Annotated in this window: 16 protein-coding genes; 9 read left to right on the forward strand and 7 right to left on the reverse strand. The window is 69.6% G+C overall.

From position 1 onward, the window contains the following. Window positions 1–335: 335 nt before the first annotated feature. Window positions 336–1,931 carry an ABC transporter substrate-binding protein gene (locus ACFWVC_RS29150; protein ID WP_384293366.1) on the reverse strand — a complete coding sequence of 532 codons (1,596 nt, stop codon included), beginning with the start codon at window positions 1,929–1,931 and terminating at the stop codon, window positions 336–338. Window positions 1,932–2,155: 224 nt separating this feature from the next. On the opposite strand from ACFWVC_RS29150, the gene ACFWVC_RS29155 reads away from it, so the two are divergent. Further along, window positions 2,156–2,596 carry a VOC family protein gene (locus ACFWVC_RS29155; protein WP_384293371.1) on the forward strand — a complete coding sequence of 147 codons (441 nt, stop codon included), beginning with the start codon at window positions 2,156–2,158 and terminating at the stop codon, window positions 2,594–2,596. Window positions 2,597–2,693: 97 nt separating this feature from the next. Here ACFWVC_RS29155 and ACFWVC_RS29160 read toward each other — a convergent pair whose 3' ends face one another. Then, on the reverse strand, window positions 2,694–3,032 hold the full coding sequence (locus tag ACFWVC_RS29160) for a YciI family protein (protein WP_384293376.1): 339 nt from the start codon (window positions 3,030–3,032) through the stop codon (window positions 2,694–2,696). Window positions 3,033–3,215: 183 nt separating this feature from the next. Here ACFWVC_RS29160 and ACFWVC_RS29165 point away from each other — a divergent pair, with 183 nt between their 5' ends. The 6 genes from ACFWVC_RS29165 to ACFWVC_RS29190 all read left to right on the forward strand — a co-directional run bounded on the left by ACFWVC_RS29165 (window position 3,216) and on the right by ACFWVC_RS29190 (window position 8,198). After that, window positions 3,216–4,718 carry an MFS transporter gene (locus ACFWVC_RS29165; protein ID WP_384293382.1) on the forward strand — a complete coding sequence of 501 codons (1,503 nt, stop codon included), beginning with the start codon at window positions 3,216–3,218 and terminating at the stop codon, window positions 4,716–4,718. Next, window positions 4,715–5,326 (forward strand): TetR family transcriptional regulator, encoded by a 612-nt coding sequence (locus ACFWVC_RS29170; RefSeq protein WP_384293386.1) that lies wholly within the window; start codon window positions 4,715–4,717, stop codon window positions 5,324–5,326. The genes ACFWVC_RS29165 and ACFWVC_RS29170 overlap by 4 nt, the downstream gene beginning before the upstream one ends. 59 nt (window positions 5,327–5,385) lie before the next feature. Then, window positions 5,386–6,285 carry an NAD(P)-dependent oxidoreductase gene (locus ACFWVC_RS29175; RefSeq protein ID WP_384293390.1) on the forward strand — a complete coding sequence of 300 codons (900 nt, stop codon included), beginning with the start codon at window positions 5,386–5,388 and terminating at the stop codon, window positions 6,283–6,285. 103 nt (window positions 6,286–6,388) lie between these two features. Continuing rightward, the gene (locus ACFWVC_RS29180; RefSeq protein WP_384293394.1) at window positions 6,389–6,841 is read left to right on the forward strand and encodes a hypothetical protein; all 453 of its coding nucleotides are present in this window, start codon (window positions 6,389–6,391) and stop codon (window positions 6,839–6,841) included. A 34-nt stretch (window positions 6,842–6,875) separates the two neighbouring features. After that, window positions 6,876–7,439: a hypothetical protein gene (locus ACFWVC_RS29185; RefSeq protein ID WP_384293399.1), complete on the forward strand. Its 564-nt coding sequence runs from the start codon at window positions 6,876–6,878 to the stop codon at window positions 7,437–7,439. 90 nt (window positions 7,440–7,529) lie between these two features. Continuing rightward, entirely contained in the window at window positions 7,530–8,198 is a 669-nt protein-coding gene (locus ACFWVC_RS29190; protein WP_384293405.1) for a DUF2238 domain-containing protein, read from the forward strand. Between the two features lie 53 nt (window positions 8,199–8,251). Here ACFWVC_RS29190 and ACFWVC_RS29195 read toward each other — a convergent pair whose 3' ends face one another. From ACFWVC_RS29195 to ACFWVC_RS29215, 5 genes are all read right to left on the reverse strand, one after another. Continuing rightward, a complete protein-coding gene (locus tag ACFWVC_RS29195) occupies window positions 8,252–9,691 on the reverse strand; it encodes a dihydrolipoyl dehydrogenase family protein (protein ID WP_384293410.1) in 1,440 nt (479 codons plus the stop codon). A 94-nt stretch (window positions 9,692–9,785) separates the two neighbouring features. Continuing rightward, the gene (locus ACFWVC_RS29200; protein WP_384293415.1) at window positions 9,786–10,259 is read right to left on the reverse strand and encodes a VOC family protein; all 474 of its coding nucleotides are present in this window, start codon (window positions 10,257–10,259) and stop codon (window positions 9,786–9,788) included. Window positions 10,260–10,532: 273 nt separating this feature from the next. Next, on the reverse strand, window positions 10,533–11,231 hold the full coding sequence (locus ACFWVC_RS29205) for a CE1759 family FMN reductase (RefSeq protein ID WP_384293418.1): 699 nt from the start codon (window positions 11,229–11,231) through the stop codon (window positions 10,533–10,535). Window positions 11,232–11,234: 3 nt separating this feature from the next. Then, window positions 11,235–12,422: a CE1758 family FMN-dependent luciferase-like monooxygenase gene (locus ACFWVC_RS29210; protein ID WP_384293422.1), complete on the reverse strand. Its 1,188-nt coding sequence runs from the start codon at window positions 12,420–12,422 to the stop codon at window positions 11,235–11,237. Between the two features lie 188 nt (window positions 12,423–12,610). Further along, a complete protein-coding gene (locus ACFWVC_RS29215; protein WP_384293426.1) occupies window positions 12,611–13,531 on the reverse strand; it encodes a LysR family transcriptional regulator in 921 nt (306 codons plus the stop codon). A gap of 308 nt (window positions 13,532–13,839) precedes the next feature. Between ACFWVC_RS29215 and ACFWVC_RS29220 the strand changes: the two genes are divergently transcribed. Further along, window positions 13,840–14,634 carry an SDR family NAD(P)-dependent oxidoreductase gene (locus ACFWVC_RS29220; RefSeq protein ID WP_384293432.1) on the forward strand — a complete coding sequence of 265 codons (795 nt, stop codon included), beginning with the start codon at window positions 13,840–13,842 and terminating at the stop codon, window positions 14,632–14,634. A 54-nt stretch (window positions 14,635–14,688) separates the two neighbouring features. Then, a complete protein-coding gene (locus tag ACFWVC_RS29225) occupies window positions 14,689–15,036 on the forward strand; it encodes a carboxymuconolactone decarboxylase family protein (RefSeq protein ID WP_384293436.1) in 348 nt (115 codons plus the stop codon). The last annotated feature ends 41 nt before the right edge of the window (window positions 15,037–15,077 follow it).

Genomic DNA, 15,077 nt, shown 5'->3' on the forward strand with positions numbered 1-15,077 from the left:
GCACGGTCCGGCATGAGGCGCGAACGCGAGCCGGCTGAATGAATCGTTTCATTCATTCCGCAAGTCACTCAACCACAGGTGTCAGGACAGGGACAAGGTGTCGTCAGCGGGTCGCTCCGGCCGATGTCGTGCCCCACCCCGCGCGCGGGCGCCCCGACCCGACGGCGTCGTCAACGCTCATTGCTCCGCGAGCCGCTGACGACGGGTCGGCATCGAGGCGGCGGCCCGCGGGGTGTGCGTGTCGGCGTGGCCGTTGCCACGTGACGGGAGCGTGTGCCCCCTTCGGCCGGCGGCGTCTGCTGATGCGGCGACGGCCAGCCGACCTCCTCGGCTGCTTACGCGACCGCGCCCTTGTGGATCTCCCAGAAGCGGAAGACGGTGGACGTGTCGAGGGCCCACTCGAGGCCGTTGACGTCCGCCTTGGCGACGATGTACTGCTTGCCCTGCCACAGCGGGATCATCGGCACGTCGTCGGCGACGATGTCCTGCAGTGTCTCGAAGTCCGCGGTGGTGGAGGCGCGGTCGGCCTGGGCGGCGGTGCGGGGGATGAGTTCGCCGGTGATCCGGTGGTTCACGAAGTTGTTGGAGAGCACGTTGCCGTCACCGAAGAACGGGGCGGTGAAGTTGTCGGGGTCCGGGTAGTCGGGGACCCAGCCGCGAACGTATACGGCGTACTTGCCGGCGGCGATGTCCTTCGCGTACTGGTCGGCGTCGGTGGTCTTGACGTCGACGTCGAACAGGCCGCTGGCGTTGAGCTGCTCGGCGATCTTGTCCAGCTCGGCCACGGTGCCGGGGCCGAAGCGGATCGGGGTGGCCCACAGGGTGAAGCGGACCTTGTCCGTGATGCCGGCCTCGGTGAGCGCGGCCTTGGCGCGGGCCGTGTCGCCACCCTCGCCGTAGCGGTTGAAGAAGGCGTTGTTGTGGGCGGTGATTCCCTGCGGGACGATCGAGTACAGCGGGGTGGCGGTCCGCTGGTAGACGTCACGCATGATGGCCTGGCGGTCGATCAGGTAGGCGACGGCGCGGCGGACGGCCTTGTCGGACACCGCGGGGTCCTTGAGGTTGAAGACGAGGTGCTGGACCTCGGCTCCGGTGCCCTCGGCGACCTTGACGGTGCTGTCCGCGCCGCCGGAGCTCTTGCTCAGCGCGGCGATGTCGGCGGCGGCGAGGCCGCGGTAGGCGAGATCGACGTCGCCGCTCTCGAAGGCGCTCTTGAGGTCGCTCTCCTTCGCGTAGAACTTCATCGTCATGCCGGAGTTGTGGATCTCGTCGGTGCCCTTGTAGCGGTCGTTGACCGAGAAGACGGCCTTGTCCCCGTCGGAGTACGAGTCGAGCGTGTACCGGCCGCTGCCTATCGCCTTGCCGTCCGTGCGGAGCTTGTCCGCCGGATACTCGCGGTGGTCCACGATGGCGCCCGCGCCGGAGGCGATCTTCTTGGGGAAGGTGGCGTCGGAGTACTTCAGGTGGAAGACGACACGGTCGGCGGCGGGGGTGTCGATGGTCTTGATCGAGTCGAGGAGGACGGCGGGGCCGTTCTCGTCGTTGATCTTGAGGGTGCGCTCGAAGGAGTACTTCACGTCCTGCGAGGTGAGGTCGTCCCCGTTGCTGAACTTCAGGCCGGGGTTCAGCGTGCAGTCGAAGGTCCGGGAGTTGGAGTCCGTGAACTCGCAGCTCTTGGCGGCATCGGGTGCGGGTTCGGTGGCGCTCTTGGGGAAGCTCAGCAGGGACTGGAAGACGTTGTTGAAGACGATCCAGGAACCGACGTCGTAGCCGGCGGCGGGGTCGACCGACGTGACCTTGTCCGTGATCCCCATCGTGAGGGGCTTCCCCGTGCCACCGCCGTCGCCGTCACCGGTTCCGCAGCCGGCCACCAGAATCGTGGTGACCGTCGCGGACAGTGGGAGCGCCAGTCGCCGGACTCGATTCCTCACGGGGTTCCTCACAACATAGTCGTGCCAACGGGACGTGCATGTATGGGTCCGGCGTACCGCCCGGATCATATGAATCGATGACCATCCTGCCATGCTCGTGATGCTCGGCCGGAATGGGGTATGACCGACCCGAACAGGCAGCATGGGGTGGTTGCGGACGGAGCGGACGCGGCGGACGGCGGTGGGTCCGCGCTACCGCGCCTCGAGTCGTTAGGCTCACGGCCATGACCATTCAGCGGATGGACAACGTCGCCATCGTCGTCGACGACCTGGACGCGGCTGTCGCCTTCTTCACCGAGCTCGGCATGGAGCTGGAAGGCAAAGCGCAGATCGAAGGCCTTGTCGCGGACCGCACCGTGGGGCTCGACGGCGTCCGGAGCGACATCGCGGTGATGCGGACCCCGGACGGCCACAGCAAGCTGGAGCTGACCAAATACCACGCCCCCGCGGTATCCGACGCCGAGCCGCGGAACGCTCCGCCCAACACGCTGGGCATGCATCGCGTCATGTTCGCCGTCGACGACATCGACGACACCATCGCCCGCCTGCGCGCCCACGGCGCCGAGCTGCTCGGCGAGGTGGCGCAGTACGAGAACATCTTCCGGCTCTGCTACCTGCGCGGCCCGGCAGGCATCATCGTCGCCCTGGCCGAACAGATCGGCTGACGCGGGCCTGCCGCGCCTCGGGGGAGGGTGCCCGCAGGCGCAGGGGGCGCGATGTCGCGCCCGCGGTGAACGCGACGTGGTGCGGTGGGGCCTTCGGTCAGACGGCCTCGTCGGGCATGATCTCCCGGACCTCTTGCGCACAGCGGCACGCGGCAGCGATCTTGGCAGCCCACTTCAGCGCGTCCTCACGTGAGGGCACATCGATGATCGAGAACCCGCCGACGACCGCCTTGGTCTCCGGGTACGGGCCGTCGGTCACGGTCCCGTCGGTGGCCACGACGCTCGCCTGCTGCCTTTGCAGCCCACCACCGAAGACCCACACACCGGCGTCCTGAGCCTCACGCACCACCTCGTGCGAGGCCTTGGCCACCTCGGGGAAGTCCTCCTCGGGGAGGATCATCGCGCCGTCATCGAACGAGATCAGATACCGCGTCACACTCGACTCCCTTGGGTCCGTTGGCCGGTGGCCTTTTCGGCCGCCTCTCACCCTATGGCGAACGCCTCCCCGGGCGCAGCCGCTGCCGCGCCGGCCGACCGGGCACCTTCGCCTTGGTGAATGGGAATTCACCCGGTACGGTGAATTCCCATTCACCGACTGTTCGGCCCGTCTGGAGATGCAGTGACCCAGCCCGCCCCGATATCCGATACGACCGGTTCCGGGCCGGGCCTGGAAGGCATGGAGGGCCTGCGCCGGCGGCTGACCGTGCCGGTGCTGGCGTTCGGCGGCATCCTCATGGCCGTCATGCAGACCGTCGTCGTTCCCCTGCTGCCCGACCTGCCCCGGCTGACCGATTCCTCGGCGGGCGCCGTCTCGTGGATGGTCACGGCGACTCTTCTGTCGGGGGCTGTGCTCACTCCGGTGCTCGGCCGGGCCGGTGACATGTACGGCAAGCGCCGGGTGCTGACGGGAGCCCTGGCCCTGATGACCCTGGGCTCGGTGATGTGCGCCCTGTCCTCTCAGATCGGGGTCCTGATCGCCGCGCGGGCGCTGCAGGGTGCCGCGGCCGCGGTGGTGCCGCTGTCGATCAGTGTGCTGCGTGACGAACTGCCCCCCGAGCGGCGTGGTTCGGCGGTGGCGATGATGAGTTCCACGGTCGGTATCGGTGCCGCCCTGGGTCTGCCGCTTGCCGCGCTGGTCGTGCAGTACGCGGACTGGCACACCATGTTCTGGCTCACCAGTGCGCTGGGCGCGCTGGGTGTGGCCGGTGTCTGGTGGGCGATCGCCGACTCGCCGGACCGGGAGAGCGGCCGGTTCGACGTGGTGGGGGCACTGGGGCTGGCCGCGGGACTGATCTGCCTGCTCCTCGGCGTGTCGCAGGGCGGGCAGTGGGGGTGGGGCAGCGGCCGCGTCGTCGCCCTGTTCGTCGCGGCGGTGATCGTCCTCGGGCTGTGGTGGCTGCAGCAACTGCGTTCCGCGCAGCCGCTGGTCGACCTGCGCCTGGCGTCCCGCCCCCGGGTCGGGCTTTCCCATGTGGCCGCACTGCTCACCGGCTTCGCCTTCTACGCCAACTCGCTGGTCACCGCGCAACTGGTGCAGGCGCCCAAGGCGAGCGGTTACGGCCTCGGCCTGACCGTCTTCGAGACCGGTCTGTGCCTGCTGCCCGCGGGCCTGACCATGCTGCTGCTGTCGCCGGTCTCGGCCCGCCTCTCCGCCGCCCGCGGCCCGCGGGTCACACTGGCCCTGGGCGCGGCCGTCATCGCCTTCGGCTACGTGATACGCGTCGTGGACAGCCGTGACCTGTGGGTGATCCTGGTCGGGGCCACGGTGATCTCCAGTGGCACCACGCTGGCCTACTCGGCACTGCCCACCTTGATCCTGCGGGCCGTGCCGGCCGAGCAGAGCGCTTCGGCCAACGGCGTCAACGTGCTGATGCGCACCATCGGCCAGGCCGCGTCCAGCGCGGCGGTGGCCGCCGTACTGGTCCATCACACCAGCCTGGTCGCGGGGCTTCCGGTGCCGACGCTCCCCGGCTACCGGCTCGCCTTCGCGATGGCCGGCGCCGTCGCGGTCGTCGCGATCGCCGCCGCGCTGTCGATCCCCGGCGACCGTGCGCGGCGCGGTACCCGGCAGGCCGCCGGCCATGCGGAGAGCGCCCGCAGCGAGTCGCTGGAGGACGCGTGAGCACCGCCGCCTCTGCCCGCGGCGCCGGTTCCGCCGCGGCCGGCGGCACGGGCGGGCGCCGGGACGCGGAGGCGACCAAGGCCGCGATCCTGCGGGCCGTGCGCCACTTCCTGGCCCGCCAGCCGCACGCCGACATCACCTTGAAGGCGGTGGCCGAACGGGCGGGAGTCAGCGCACCGTTGATTCTGAAGTACTTCGGCAGCAAGGAGGCCCTGTTCGCCCAGGTGCTGTCCTTCGAGAACGACGCGGAAGCGCTTCTGGACGCGCCGCTGGACCGGCTGGGCTTCCATATGGTCCGCCACGTACTGGAGAGCCAGCGCGACCTCGGTACCGACCCGGTGCTGCGGATCGTCTTCGCACCACTGCACGGCGACTCCGGGGACGTCCTGCGCGCCAACTTCCGCGCGCAGGTGACCGAACGCCTCGTCCGCCGCCTGCCCGGCCTCTACGCCGGGCTGCGCGCGGAACTCGCCCTGGGCGCGCTGCTCGGCTTCGGCGTCATGTACGGCATCGCGCGGGGGCCGGCGGTCCGGGAGGCCGACGCCGACGAGGTCGTCGCGCGGTACGGGGCCCTGGTGCAGTCCCAGTTGACACCCGGCGCCGGGTGAGGCCGGGCCACGCCTGGCCTCCGGGCGTATCACCGGTTCGGCCGGGATACCATCCGCCTGTGTCGACGGTCTGCCTTCTTGGTGTCGGGCGCATGGGTGGACCCATGTGCGGCAATCTCGTTCGTGCGGGACACGAGGTGCGGGCCTTCGACGTCCTGCCCGAACGCCGGGAAGCGGTCCTGTCGAGCGGGGCCCAGTGGCCCGGTTCCGCCGTGGCCGCCGCGCGGGGGGCCGATGTCCTTCTGACCGTCCTGCCCGGACCGGCCGAGGTCGCGGAGGCGATCGACGACAGTGTGCTGGAGGCACTGGCGCCGGGGGCCGTCTGGATCGACATGAGCAGCAACACGCCGTCAGCGGCGGCTCCTTGCCGGGAGCGGGCCGCCGCTCATGGAGTCGGCTTTCTCGAGGCGCCCATCGGCGGCTCCCCAGGGGACGCCGCCGCGGGACGGCTGCGGCTGTTCGTCGGTGGTGAGGCCGCCCTTCTGGACCGTCATCGCACGGTGTTGTCCGCGGTCGCCGACCGCGTCACCCACCTCGGTGGATTCGGCACCGGTTACACCGCCAAACTGCTGGTGAACCTCCTGTGGTTCGGCCAGGCGGCGGCCACCGCCGAGGCGCTTCTGCTGGGCGATCGTGCCGGCATCGACCTGGGCGTGCTCACCGAGGTCCTGGCCGAGAGCCCGGCCTCGACCGCGTTCATCCGGCGGGATCTGCCCGCCCTTCTCGCCGGTGACTATCTCGCCAGCTTCGGCTTGGACCACATCCGTGACCAACTCGCCGCGGTGACGGCCCTGGCGGCCCAGTTCGGTACGCCGCACGCCATCGCCGACACCGTTCGCCGCCTCCACGAGGAGGCACTTGAACACTACGGTCCAGCCGACGGCGAACTGCTCGCGGTGGCGCTGCTCGAAGCGAAGGCCGGGACGCTGCTGCGCCACCCGGTTCAGCCTCCTGTGTGACGTCCCCCTTCCTGGCGCTCGGGCGAGCGGAACCGTTTCACCGGGCGCCGTGTCTTCCTTCGCGGAAGGTGGTTCCACGCCGCGGGACCACGGGTGAAGGGGGATGGCCATGGGGCACGTACGCGAGGGGGCACGGTTAGGGGTATGGGCCGTCGGCGGGGTCATCGGCCTGGCGGTGCTGTACGTCATCGGGGTGTTCGCCTTCGGTGGCGCGGGGTGGATCACCGCACCGTTCCGCGGAGAGGCGGACAAGCGCGAGAACACCGTCGCCTCGGGCGAGTTCCGGCAGACCACGTACGAGGAGTTCTTCGATCTGTGCGAGGCCGTGCAGAACGCCGAAGGGACGATCCAGGTGCTCCAGGAGGAGCGGAAGACCGCTTCGGAGACCCGCGCGACGCAGATCGACCAGTCGGTCACCGCGCTGAAGGCCACGCGGATCGAGTCGGTCAACGCCTACAACTCGAAGGCCGCCCAGGAGCACCGAGCGCCCTTCCGCGACAAGGATCTGCCGTACCGGCTGGATGTCACCGCCGAGCGCACGACGTGCGCCAACTGATCCCCATCTCATCCCGGGAAGAGGGCAGCACCGCATGAAGAAGTTCGCACGCATGGCCCTGGCCACCTTCGTCGCGCTCGTCGTGGGCCTCGCCCTGGCGTCCTGCACCGAGTCCAGCCAGGACAAGGAGAACAAGGCCAAGCAGGACAACTACGACCACCTCGTGGCCGAGCAGCCGGCGGGCCGCATGGAGTACTCGCCGACCCGCGAGGCGATCAACCAGTGGATCAAGACGTGGGGGAAGCGGGGCAAACTCTCGTACGTCTACATCCAGAACGCCAAGGGCGAGTACGGGTACTTCATCATGAAGGGCCTGCCGGTGCCGCGCTGCAAGATGCTCACTCCGACGGAGCGGGTGGAGTCCTCCTCCGACGGCATCGCGGTCCTCGCGCAGCCCGGTATGGACGGCACGTACACGTCGGGTTCCACGTGCAACGCCTACTACGGTTTCGACGCCACGACGGGCGCGTACATGGAGTTCACGGTCGGCACGAACCAGTCGTTCTTCCTGTTCGACAAGCCCATGACGATGCCGGAGTACGCCAGCGCCAAGCAGTTGGGTCCGTCCTCGGTGAAGGACGTCGAGCAGCAATCCTGAGCGGCTGTGGTGCGGCCTGTCGCGGGGCGCGTAGCGCGGATGAGTAGTCGTACTCATGCGTTCACGCAAAGCTCTTGCGATTCTGGGCGCATGACGGACCTCACCGTTCCTGCCCGGCGTGCCCGGCCCGCCGTGCCGGCCGCTGCCTTCACGCTTGCGCTCGTGGTGTTGGTGGTCTCCGGAATTCATCCTCGCGACCGTGGTACGTGGGTGCTGGAGACATTCTGGATCATGATCGGCCTGCCGTTGGCGGTTGTCCTGCGGCGGCGGTTCCCGCTGTCCGGACTGCTGTGCGTCCTGCTGGCCGTGCACGCCGTGGTCTTGTCGGTGGGCGGTCATTACACCTACGCCCAGGTGCCGTTGGGGGATTGGCTGCGCGACGGCCTGGGCCTGTCGCGTAACCCGTACGACCGGATCGGCCACTTGATGCAGGGCTTCGTGCCGGCCGTGCTGGTCCGCGAGATCCTCGCCCGTACCTCCCCGCTGCGCGGCAGCCGGTGGCTCGCGCCGCTCACCGTCTGCGCCTGCATGGCGTTCAGCGCATTCTTCGAACTGCTGGAATGGTGGGCGTCGTTGATCGGCGGTGACGCCGCGGACGCGTTCCTGGCCACCCAGGGGGACGTCTGGGACACCCAGTGGGACATGTTCTGCGCGCTCGTCGGCGCGGTGCTGTCGCTGCTGTTGCTGAGCAGGGTGCACGACCGCCAGTTGGACGGCCTGGCGGTGCGCGGAACCGGGGGCCGGGCCGGGGGAGTGTGACCGGCCGCCGACGCCGCGCGGCGTGCACCGCGCGGCCGGGACCCGCCGAATGCCTACCCGCGGTAGCTCTCCAGCAGCCGCAGCCAGACCTCGCTGATCGTCGGGAAGGCGGGGACGGCATGCCAGAGGCGTTCGATCGGCACCTCGCTGGTGACCGCGATCGTCGCCGAGTGCAACAGCTCCGCGACGCCCGGGCCCACGAAGGTGACACCGGCCACGGTGCCGCGGTCGGTGTCGACCAGCATGCGCGCCTTGCCGCGGTAGCCCATCGCGTACTGGAACGCGCCCGCGACCCTGGCGAGGTCGTAGTCCACCACCTTGACCGTGCGTCCGGTGCGCTCCGCCTCCTGCGTGGTCAAGCCGACGGCTGCGACCTCGGGGTCGGTGAAGATCACCTGTGGTACGGCTTCGGTGTCCGCGGTCGCGACGTGCGCCCCCCATCTGCCGTCGTCCAGTGGTTCCCCGTGCGCACGCGCCGCGATCGCCCCGCCCGCGATCCGGGCCTGGTACTTGCCCTGGTGGGTGAGAAGTGCGCGATGGTTGACGTCGCCGACCGCGTAGAGCCATCCGTCGATGACGTCGCCGACCCGGAAGGTGTCGTCGACGGTGAGCCAGTCGCCGGGTGGAAGACCGATGGTCTCCAGGCCGATGTCGCCGGTGCTGGGGGTCCTGCCGGTCGCGAAAAGGACCTCGTCGGCGGTCAGTTGCCCGCCGTCGGCCAGTGTGACGCGTGCCGCCCCGCCGGCTCCCTCGTCGCGCGCCACGGACACGATGGAGGCTCCGAACCGCAGGTCGACACCTGCCTCCTGCAACGCGTCCGCGACCATCTCCCCGGCAAAGGGCTCCATCCGGGAGAGCAGCCCGCTGCCCCGGACCACCATCGTCACCTGGGCACCGAGCCCTCTCCAGGCGGTGGCCATCTCGACGGCCACCACGCCGCCGCCGACGACGACGAGGCTGCCGGGTACCTCTTCGGCCGCCGTTGCCTCGCGGTTGGTCCAGGGCCGGATGTCCTCCACACCGGGCAGGTCCGGCATCGCCGGTCCGGTGCCGGTGCAGACGGCCACGGCGTGCCGGGCACCGAGCCGCACGGTGCCACCGTTGGGGGTGCTCACCACGACTCGGCGGGGGCCGTCGAGGCGACCGTGCCCGCGCACGAGGTCGACCGAGACGGACGCCAGCCACTCCACCTGATCGTCGTCCCGCCAGTGCTGGACGATGTCATCGCGGTGGGCGAGGACGGCGGCCACGTCCAGCGGCCTGTCCACCGCCCGCCGCAGTCCCGGCACCCGGAGAGCGTCTGCACGTCCCAGCACCGGTCGCAGCAGTGCCTTGCTCGGCTCGCACGCCCAGTACGAACACTCGCCGCCGAGAAGCTCACGCTCCACGATGACGGTGCTGAGTCCGGCGGCCCGGGTTCGCTCGGCCACGTTCTCGCCCACGGGACCCGCGCCGATGACGACGACGTCGTAGGTGCGGTCGGTGTCGTTCACGGCGATTCCTGTGCCTCTCTCAGGCCCCGCGTTGCCCGCGTCCCGGGGCCCCCGTCGGCGACACGCTCACGCGCGTCATCGGGCCGTCACCGTCTCATCGGCCGGGCTGGCGTTCCGTGATCTCCTGGAGCACCCAGCCGTTTCCGTCCGGGTCGCTGAAGGTGGCGTAGGAGGCGTAGGAAGTGCGATCGGGCTCGGGGCCGGCGATCCGCTCCTGGCCCGCACCCTGGTGGATGGCGTCTCCGTCCTCGTGTCCGTGGTGGAGGAGCCCTCCGGCGTCGTGGAACACCTCGCTGACCTCGATGCCCCGCCCGATGAGTTCCGCGCGTGCCTGCTCGACGTCCGAGACGATGAGGTAGAGGCCTTGGGCCGTGCCGGGGGCGGTGGAGATCATGCCCTTGCCGAAGAGGATCGAGCACTGTGATCCGGGCGGCGTGAAGTGCAACAACCGATAGTCGTCGCTGAACGTGTTGTCGACGTCCAAGCGGAATCCCGCGGCCTCGTAGAAGGTCTTGGCCCGGTCGACGTCGGAGACGGGCAGCACGATGGCTTCGAGCTTCAGATCCATCTCTTTCACCTTCATGGAAGAGAATTCCGGAAGATACAGGAGAACGGTCTTTGTCGGACGATGTCACCGCGCGATGTCACCGGCGACAGCCGGCTGGGCGGCGGGGAAGGCCCGGATCAGGCACCGCAAACGGTGGGGGTGCCTGGTGAGTGCGCCCAGGCATGCCTTGTCAGTGTGCCTCGCGGGTGGTCCGTGCGCACTTCGAGGAGGATCCCCGTTCGCGGTGCGACCGGACGCACGCAGCCCGGCTGGTACCGGCTGTGCAGCCCTCCCTCAGGGCGTACCGCCCGCCGCCAGCCGCATCAGCGGCGTGTCGAAGTCGATGTCGTCGACGGACTGCTGGGCCCGGGTGGCGTTGCCGCCGAAGCTGTGCTGGTACGCGGACCACGCCTGGTCGGCGATCGCCTCGCCGACCCCGCTCGCCATGAGGGCGGCGAGTTCGGTCGCCGCGCGGCCGATCCGCTCACCGAGAGCGGGCGAACTCCAGTCCTCGGGCGCGGCGAAGACCGACGTCGGAGCCGTCAGGGCGCGCAGGTAGGCGAACATGGGGCGGGCCTGGTCCTCGACCACCAGCGCGTGGCGGGAGCTGCCGGCGGTGGCACCCAGCAGGACGGGCTTGGCGACGACGAGATCGGTGTCGAGAACGTCGAAGAACGACTTGAACAGTCCGCTGACGCCCGCGGTGTAGACCGGGGTCACGGCGATCACGCCGTCCGCGGCGGCGAGTTGACCGATCGCGGCCCGAAGACGCTCGCCGGGGGTGCCGGAGACGATCGCCTGGGCGATCTCGACGGCGAGCGGCGCGAGTTCGACGACGTTGCCGACGGCTGCGCGTTCGCGTGCCCGCAGCGCGTCGAGGGTCTTCTGGGCGACGCGGTCGGCCAGCAGCCGTGAGGAGGAGGGGTCGCCGGTGCCCGCACTGACGACGACGAGGTGCAGCGGCTCGGCGTCCGGGTGTGTGCTGTCGTTCATGGCTCAGCCGATCAGGGGGAAGCGGGCGGTGACGGCGCGGTCGCTGTCCTGGTAGGGCGAGGTGCCGGTGACGTTGTCGCCGCGGTTGGGGTTGGGGCGCGGCCGGCGGGGCTCGGCGTCCCCGTACTTGGCCTTGACCCGGCTCGCGTGGGTGGGGGTCTCCGGCACGCCGGGGGCGCGCAGCGCCGCCATCTCCTTACGGAGGACGGGGACGACCTCGGTACCCAGGAGCTCGATCTGCTCCAGGGCGGCTTCGACGGGCAGGCCCATGCCGTCCACGTTCCACAACTGACGCTGGTAGTCGCCGAAGCGCTCCCTGAACTCCATGGTCTTGTCGATGATCTGCTGCGGACTGCCCACCGACAGCGGGGTGGTGCTCATGTAGTCCTCCAGCCGGTGGCCGGTGAACATCGGGAAGCCGTTGAAGTAGGGGCGGAACGACTCGATCGCGTCCTGCGAGCGCTTGGCGATGTGCGCCTGGCCGCCGAGCCCCACGATCGCCTGCTCCGGTGTGCCGTGCCCGTAGTGCGCGTAGCGCTGCCGGTACAGGGCCACGAGTCGCTCGAAGTGCCCGTACGGGGCGAGGATGTTGTTGGCGAAGAAGCCGTTGCCGTAGAAGGCGGCCTGCTCGGCGATCTCGGGGGTGCGGATCGACCCGTGCCAGACGAAGGGCGGGACGTCGTCGAGCGGGCGCGGTGTCGAGGTGAACCCCTGCAGCGCGGTGCGGAAGGTCCCCTCCCAGTCGACGACGTCCTCCCGCCACAGCCGGTGGAGCAGGTTGTAGCTCTCCAGCGCGATCTCCAGACCCTTGCGGATGTCCTGGCCGAACCACGGGTAGACCGGGACGGTGTTGCCACGCCCGAGCACCAGGTCGACCCGGCCCTTGGCGAGGTGCTGGAGCATCGCGTACTCCTCGGCGATGCGCACCGGGTCGTTGGTCGTGATGAGGGTGACGGACGTGCTGAGCGTGATCCGCTTCGTGAGGGCCGCGATGTGGCCCAGCATCGTGGTGGGCGAGGAGGGGATGAACGGCGGGTTGTGGTGCTCGCCGATGGCGAAGACGTCGAGGCCCACCTCATCCGCGCGCACGGCGGTCCGCACGACCGTGTCGATGCGCTCCGCCTCGCTGGGCGTGCGGCCGGTCGTCGGGTCGCGGGTGACGTCACCGACGCCGAAGATGCCGAATTCCATGATGATCCGTCGTTCCTGAAGGGTGGGGCGAAAGCGGCTTCGACTTGAAGCTTCAACTGCACTCTAAGCCTGATTGGCTTGAATCTTCAAGTTCTTCTTGGCTCGTACCGCATGGCGACTGCCGACGCTTGGCAGCTGCGGACTCGAGGACCACGTGAACGCGAACGTCCAGGCGGGTGGTGCGGCGGTTACTCCGCGGAGTGGCCGGGAGCCCTCTCGCGGACCGCCACCGGGGTTTCCGCGGTCCGGAGGAGCGCTGCGACCAACTCGTCCAGGTCGGCGCCCAGGGGGGTGTCGCAGTCCCAGACGGCTTCGTAGGCGATCTCGACGGGCGCCCCGGCCTGGAGGAGGGGGCGACAGCTGGTGTGCTCGTGCGTGATCTTGGATTGGGGCAGCAGGGCCGCTCCCAGGCCGATGGCCGCCCACTCGTCCACTGCCCGGAAGCTGGCGGCTTCGCCGGGGTAGGTGTTCAGGGGCAGGTGGTTGTCGCGGAAGAGTTCCGTGGTGAAGGTGGTGAGCCCGCAGGTGCTGGGGCCGAGGATGTAGGCGGCATCCGCTGCGGCTTTGAGCTCCACGGGATCGTTGTCCCCTGAAGCGGCGGGGTCGATCACGACCACCGGCTCCCGGGCGATCACCCGGTGCCGGAGCGTGGGCATGCCGGGCGCGGCGGGGACGAGGATGATGTCCAGCCGGCCCGCCTCCAAGTCCCTGCTCAGAGGTTCCAGGTCCGCTTCCCGCAGGACGAGGTCGTGTGGACGCTCCAGGGTTCGGGCGGCTTGGAATGCCTGGGCGACCAGGTCGGCCCCGATCAGGGGTGACACGCCCATGCGGATCGTTTCGGCAACGGGGCGGGCCAGCCGCCGGCTCTCGGCGGCAAGTGTGTCGAGGGAGCCGAGGACGTTGTCGATCAGGGGCAGGATCCGTGCGCCGTGTGCGGTGGGGCGCACCCCGCGGGGTGAGCGGTCGAAGAGCTTGACGCCGAGTTCCTCCTCCAGTCGGGCGACGCCGTTGGACAGGGCCGGCTGTGTCACGCCGTAGGCCCGTGCGGCGGCGCTGAAGGACTGGGTCCGGGAGATGGCCTGGATATAGCGCAGGGTCTCGATGTTCACGATTACGATTATCCCCTCTGCGCTATAAGCGCACGTTATACCCGCATTCATCCTGATCCTCTACCGGCACCCCGTGAATCGTCCTACAGTCTGAACCGTCCCCGGGGTGCTCGAGACCGGCCACAGCGGTGGGCGCCACCTCAGGCCAACCCCCCGCGGTTCTGCCGCGCTTCCCCATTCCTGCCGTCCTCAGCGGTGGCCCTGCGCGCCGTCCTCAGCCGCAGCCATGTAGGTCTATTTTGTCGTGAAGTAAACCCATATGAGCGACTACGGCCCCGCACAGAACACGCACTAAAAAGGAGCACGTCATGTCCAGCAACACCCTCGACTTCACCGGACAGAAGGTCGTCGTCATCGGCGGCACCAGCGGTATGGGGCTGGCCTCCGCGCGCCAGGTTCTGGAGGGCGGCGGCAGCGCCGTCGTCACCGGCCGGTCCGAGAAGAGCGCCGCAGCGGCGGTGGCCGAACTGTCCGGTTCCGGTTCCGGGGACGTCGTCGGCCTGGCCGCCGACCTCTCCGATGAGGCCGCCGTGGACCGCCTGCGCGCCGAACTGACCGAACAGCACGCCGACGCCACCCTCCTGGTCAACGCCGCCGGCATCTTCGAACCGAAGACCTTCCTGGAGCACACCCCGCAGGACTACGACAGCTACCAGGCCATCACCCGGGCCTTCTACTTCATCACCCAGACCATCGCCGCCAACATGATCGCCCGCGGCAACAAGGGCGCCATCGTCAACATCGGCGGCATGCTGGCCCACCAGGCGATGGCCGCCACCCCGTCCTCGGCATACTCCGTGGCCAAGGCCGGCCTGCACTCCCTCACCCAGCACCTGGCCATGGAACTCGCCCCGTACGGCATCCGCGTCAACACCGTGGCCCCCGCCGTGGTGCGCACCCCGATCTACGAGGCCTTCATCCCCAAGGACGAGATCCCCGCCATGCTCGACGCGCTCAACAGCTTCCACCCCCTCGGCCGCGTCGGAACCCCCGAGGACGTCGCCCCCACCGTGGCCTTCCTCCTGTCCGGCCAAGCCGACTGGGTCACCGGTGCCACCTGGGACGTCGACGGCGGCGTCAGGGCCGGCCGCAACAAGTACTGACCGGCCGCCGCCCCTGTCCCGTACCCACCCAGCCGACAGCACCAGGAGCGCATCGTGTCCTACCACGAGCACACCGACCACCAGTACGCCAAGCACATACGCGCCGGCGCCCCGGAAGCCTTCAAGGCGTTCATGGCCTGGGACACCCAGGTCCTGCGCGGCAGCGACAAAGTCATCCCGCCCAAGTACACCGAGCTCATGGCGGTCGCCGTCGCCCTGACCACGCAGTGCGCCTACTGCATCGAGGCGCACACCAAGGCCGCCCACGCCGCGGGCGCCACCCAGCAGGAAGTCGCCGAGACCATCATGATCGCCGCGGCGCTGCGTGCGGGCGGCGGCTACGCGCACGGCTTCATGGCGATGAAGTTCTTCGACCAGGCCGACAACGGCGACGTTCGGTGACCTGACACGACGGCCGCCGCCGGGCGTAGCGCTCCTGCGCC

The sequence above is a fragment of the Streptomyces sp. NPDC058691 genome (genome assembly GCF_042714775.1).
Taxonomy (GTDB): Bacteria; Actinomycetota; Actinomycetes; order Streptomycetales; family Streptomycetaceae; genus Actinacidiphila.

Bases quoted from the DNA above. Each gene is read 5' to 3' on its own strand.
- ACFWVC_RS29155 (WP_384293371.1), top strand. From the start codon at position 2,156: ATGACCATTCAGCGGATGGACAACGTCGCCATCGTCGTCGACGACCTG.
- ACFWVC_RS29180 (WP_384293394.1), top strand. From the start codon at position 6,389: ATGGCCATGGGGCACGTACGCGAGGGGGCACGGTTAGGGGTATGGGCC.
- ACFWVC_RS29185 (WP_384293399.1), top strand. From the start codon at position 6,876: ATGAAGAAGTTCGCACGCATGGCCCTGGCCACCTTCGTCGCGCTCGTC.
- ACFWVC_RS29190 (WP_384293405.1), top strand. From the start codon at position 7,530: ATGACGGACCTCACCGTTCCTGCCCGGCGTGCCCGGCCCGCCGTGCCG.
- ACFWVC_RS29200 (WP_384293415.1), bottom strand. From the start codon at position 10,259: ATGGATCTGAAGCTCGAAGCCATCGTGCTGCCCGTCTCCGACGTCGAC.
- ACFWVC_RS29205 (WP_384293418.1), bottom strand. From the start codon at position 11,231: ATGAACGACAGCACACACCCGGACGCCGAGCCGCTGCACCTCGTCGTC.
- ACFWVC_RS29210 (WP_384293422.1), bottom strand. From the start codon at position 12,422: ATGGAATTCGGCATCTTCGGCGTCGGTGACGTCACCCGCGACCCGACG.
- ACFWVC_RS29220 (WP_384293432.1), top strand. From the start codon at position 13,840: ATGTCCAGCAACACCCTCGACTTCACCGGACAGAAGGTCGTCGTCATC.